The following is a 3616-nucleotide window of genomic DNA, read 5'->3' on the forward strand; positions in this document are numbered from 1 at the left end:
ATTTTAATATAGCAATAAATTTAAATGCCTTTTTTTCTATGTTGAATTTGATAAAGATGGAAAGTCTGTTAAGAATTATAAATGTGTGCTGAAAATAAGTGTGATGCTTCAGTATTTGCGTATGGAGGATAATAATATGGTTGATGATAAGCAAAAGGGGTCTTCCCTGATTAATCTACTCATTCCCCCAAAAATAAAGGAGGTTAAAATATCTGAAGTTCTCCCGTGCTTAACAAGCTCCGAGAGAATCCGGGTTGTGGGAACCACTAATGAAAAGTTGGATGATTTGCTTCCCGCTATTTACCTTTACCTTCCACAAGCCACATACAATAAGCAGTCAGAGTCTATGAGCTTTATGTTTGAAGAACATCTGATCACAATTTTCGGTGCTGGGAAAATAACCGTTACAAACCTTAGGGATAGGGAGGAAGCTGAAAATATCTTAAGATACGTTAAAGAACTTTTAAACCGAGCTTCTATTTATGTGAATCGCCACGGGAAGCCTTCCCCCGAGTTGATAGGGAGCAAAACTAAGTTAAGCCCTCTAGAAATCAACAATTTTTTGCCGAAAAAAGATTGTGGAGAGTGCGGCGTTTCCACATGTTACGGGTTTGCTATAAAGCTAGCCACTGGAGAAAACTCTCCCCGCGACTGCCCGTATTTGAGTAGCGAAAAATTCGTGGAGCTTCAAAAAAAGATTCATGTTATCCAAATTTAGTCTAGGAACTCCTGTACATTTATTTACATGATTTAATATGAGGAATTGTAAATGTGATTAGGTTTGAAGAAGAAGGAGAATTTTTTATATAAGAGTAGGGTTGAGCTACTTAAAGCTCTAGCTGATGAAACCAGATTGAGAATTCTAGATCTTCTAAAGAGTGGTAAGTGTTGCCAATGCGATATTTTGCCCCATGTTGAAAAGTCTCAGTCTACAATTTCTCAACACATTCAAATACTAAAGGATTGCAATATACTGGATTATAAGAAAACTGGGCAGAAAGTAGAGTACAATATTAAGGACCCACGGGTATTCCTTATTTTAAAAATAGTTGATGAGATAATACTCGAATACTTGCGGAAAATCTCGGAACTAACTGATGTTTTGGTCTAGAGATTTTCTTCTTGGATAAATTGTAACAATCGGTGAGGAGTGCTGTGATAGATGGCTAAAAGTTTCAGACTAATAGTTAATAATTCTCTAAATCCGGATATAGGGTTTGCGATGGATGAAACAGTTATGCTTTACGTGAATATGTCGCTGGTTCCTAGCACTGTTCATTTTTGGAGTTGTAAACCAACACTGAGTATCGGAGAGAACACCCTTACGAAGGATGAAATAGAAAACCTCAAAAAACGTGATGTTGAGATTGTTAGGAGGCACACCTCTGGTCCGAGCTTTTTCGCTGATGAGGGTTCACTTCTGTTCAGTTTTATCATAAATACAAATGAGTTTGATTTGCCGAAAAATCTTACAGAGCTCTATGAGACTGTTTACCGCCCCATAATAAGAGCCATTAGAACATATGGTTTCCCATGCAGCTACGAGGATCTTTTTTATCTCAGCAAGAACGGGATAGTCGTTTCTCAGGTAACGCAATTCTGGTACTATGACGTACTAGTCTTTCAGGGCGTCATCTACCTTGAAACCAATATAGATGTTCCAAACAGGCTAAACCTACTTTCCAGAAAAATTACCTGTATAAAAAATTTTTACAAGGAAAGTATATCTAAAGAAGAGTTTATAAGAAATATATGTTTGAAGATAAAAACCGAGCTTAAAGTGGATCTCGTTGAGGAGGACTTAACCTGGGAGGAGAGAACACTTCTTGAGAGAGTTCTTAAATCCAAGTACCAGTCAGAAAAATGGTTGGTTTACGGAGTTCCTCCTCTTGCCTATGGAAAGCTGTTAATTGAGTTGTTGACGGCTTATCCACCAACAAAAATGTGCTCAAAAATGGAGGAAAACGTTAAGAACGCTATTAAACTCTCTCAGGAGGAAGAAAAAATCGAGCTCAGAATTTGGAGAAGAGGCAAAGGCCGACCTCCTGGTACTATTGTGTCCGCAGGGTTAATAGACGCAGCCAAGAAATCTCAGATACCCGCAGTAATAGTTAATGGAGCCCTTAAGTTTAACAAGATGGTACCATCCCACGAGCAGATTTTGGAAAGTATCCGGGAAGAAATTGAAAGAATCAAATAATTTCTAAAATTTGTGCATTCCTAAAGATAAAAAAGTCTTTAGTATCTTCTTATAGCTCTTTGGCTCTTTGAAAGTAACCAGAGTTTCGTTGGGAAATCTGACTCAACTGTAATGTGGATGAATAGAGGAGTTACGACTCTCAGTTTGAGTAATATTTCTTCAAAAATTGTTCGCTGTTTTGGATGAATTTCTCAACATGCTTTCCGTTGACTTGGTAATAATTCCATTTACCTTTTATTCTTCCTTTTATTAATTTGGCTTCTTGGAGAATTTTCAGATGATGAGATATTGTTCCTTGAGAAATATTCAACGCGACATTTAATTCGCAAACACACATCTCTCTAATAGCCAATATCTTCAAAATTTTTAGACGATTAGGATCGGCTATAGCCTTAAAGAGTAGGGGCCCGAACTTACATAGTGTAGTTTCATCCATTTCGTCTGATAATTCCTTTAATTCATCGGCATATTTTTCACACTTTGCTGAGCACTCATCTTCTTCGATTAAGCGTGCTAAACGTTCCATCGATTCACTTCCTAAAATTGATAAATATCAATATGAAACGATAATCTTAAATATTATTAAACTTAACCGTTAGATGTTACTAATCTGTATCGCATAGGCATCCTGTTCACAACTAACCAGGATTTCGATAAAAAGTACTTCTATGGTGAAGGGAAATATAATTAAATTTAAATACTACAACTTGTCAATTTATTATAATATAGTTATATTTGCATTTATCGATAAAAAACCACATGATTCAATTTGAACCAAAAATAAAGACAATAACATAATGGGTGAGGAAAAGTTATGTCGAATAATACTACTGAAAAACTCTCACTCTTAGACCGGTTTCTTACACTTTGGATTTTTCTAGCAATGGGCATAGGCGTTTTACTAGGTGCCATGTTTCCTGAAATCTCTGGATTTCTTAATGAATTGAGTCTAGACACCGTTTCGCTACCCATTGCCATAGGACTCATTTGGATGATGTACCCGCCCCTCGCCCGAGTAAAATACGAAGAACTCTCAAGACTCTTCGGTGCCAAGAAAGCCTTCGGGGTCTCCCTTGTTCAAAACTGGATAATTGGTCCAGCACTGATGTTTGTACTAGCATGGATTTTTCTACCCGACATGCCTGAATACCGTATAGGGCTTATAATTGTTGGTTTGGCTCGTTGTATAGCCATGGTACTTGTGTGGAACCAGCTGGCAAGAGGAGACAGTGAACTCTGTGCGGTGCTGGTCGCTCTAAACTCGGTTTTCCAGATGATAATGTACTCCATACTAGCTTACCTATACATCACTCTTCTGCCCTCATTGCTCACTGGGACACCGACATGGCTTGCAGAATCCGGCTGGATCTTGGGACTTTTAGGAGTCCCCTCTTGGTTATTGAGCCTAACGGGAGG

At 37.9% G+C, this 3616-nt stretch carries 5 protein-coding genes; 4 read left to right on the forward strand and 1 reads right to left on the reverse strand.

The annotated features are described in order from the left end of the window. The first annotated feature begins 136 nt into the window (after positions 1–136). The 3 genes from ACUVXA_RS18130 to ACUVXA_RS18140 all read left to right on the forward strand — a co-directional run bounded on the left by ACUVXA_RS18130 (position 137) and on the right by ACUVXA_RS18140 (position 2200). Entirely contained in the window at positions 137–718 is a 582-nt protein-coding gene (locus ACUVXA_RS18130) for a (Fe-S)-binding protein (RefSeq protein WP_445872693.1), read from the forward strand. A 63-nt stretch (positions 719–781) separates the two neighbouring features. Beyond that, complete coding sequence (locus ACUVXA_RS18135; RefSeq protein ID WP_445872694.1) at positions 782–1111, forward strand: ArsR/SmtB family transcription factor; 330 nt, start codon at positions 782–784, stop codon at positions 1109–1111. Positions 1112–1162: 51 nt separating this feature from the next. Continuing rightward, positions 1163–2200, forward strand: coding sequence for a lipoate--protein ligase family protein (locus ACUVXA_RS18140; RefSeq protein ID WP_445872695.1), 1038 nt, complete (start codon positions 1163–1165; stop codon positions 2198–2200). Positions 2201–2339: 139 nt separating this feature from the next. On the opposite strand, the gene ACUVXA_RS18145 is transcribed toward ACUVXA_RS18140, so the two are convergent. Further along, positions 2340–2726: an ArsR/SmtB family transcription factor gene (locus ACUVXA_RS18145; RefSeq protein ID WP_445872696.1), complete on the reverse strand. Its 387-nt coding sequence runs from the start codon at positions 2724–2726 to the stop codon at positions 2340–2342. Between the two features lie 288 nt (positions 2727–3014). Here ACUVXA_RS18145 and ACUVXA_RS18150 point away from each other — a divergent pair. After that, positions 3015–3616 (forward strand): arsenic resistance protein (locus ACUVXA_RS18150; protein WP_445872697.1); only part of this gene is annotated, 602 nt, incomplete at its 3' end.

The organism is Candidatus Jordarchaeum sp., assembly GCF_052745115.1.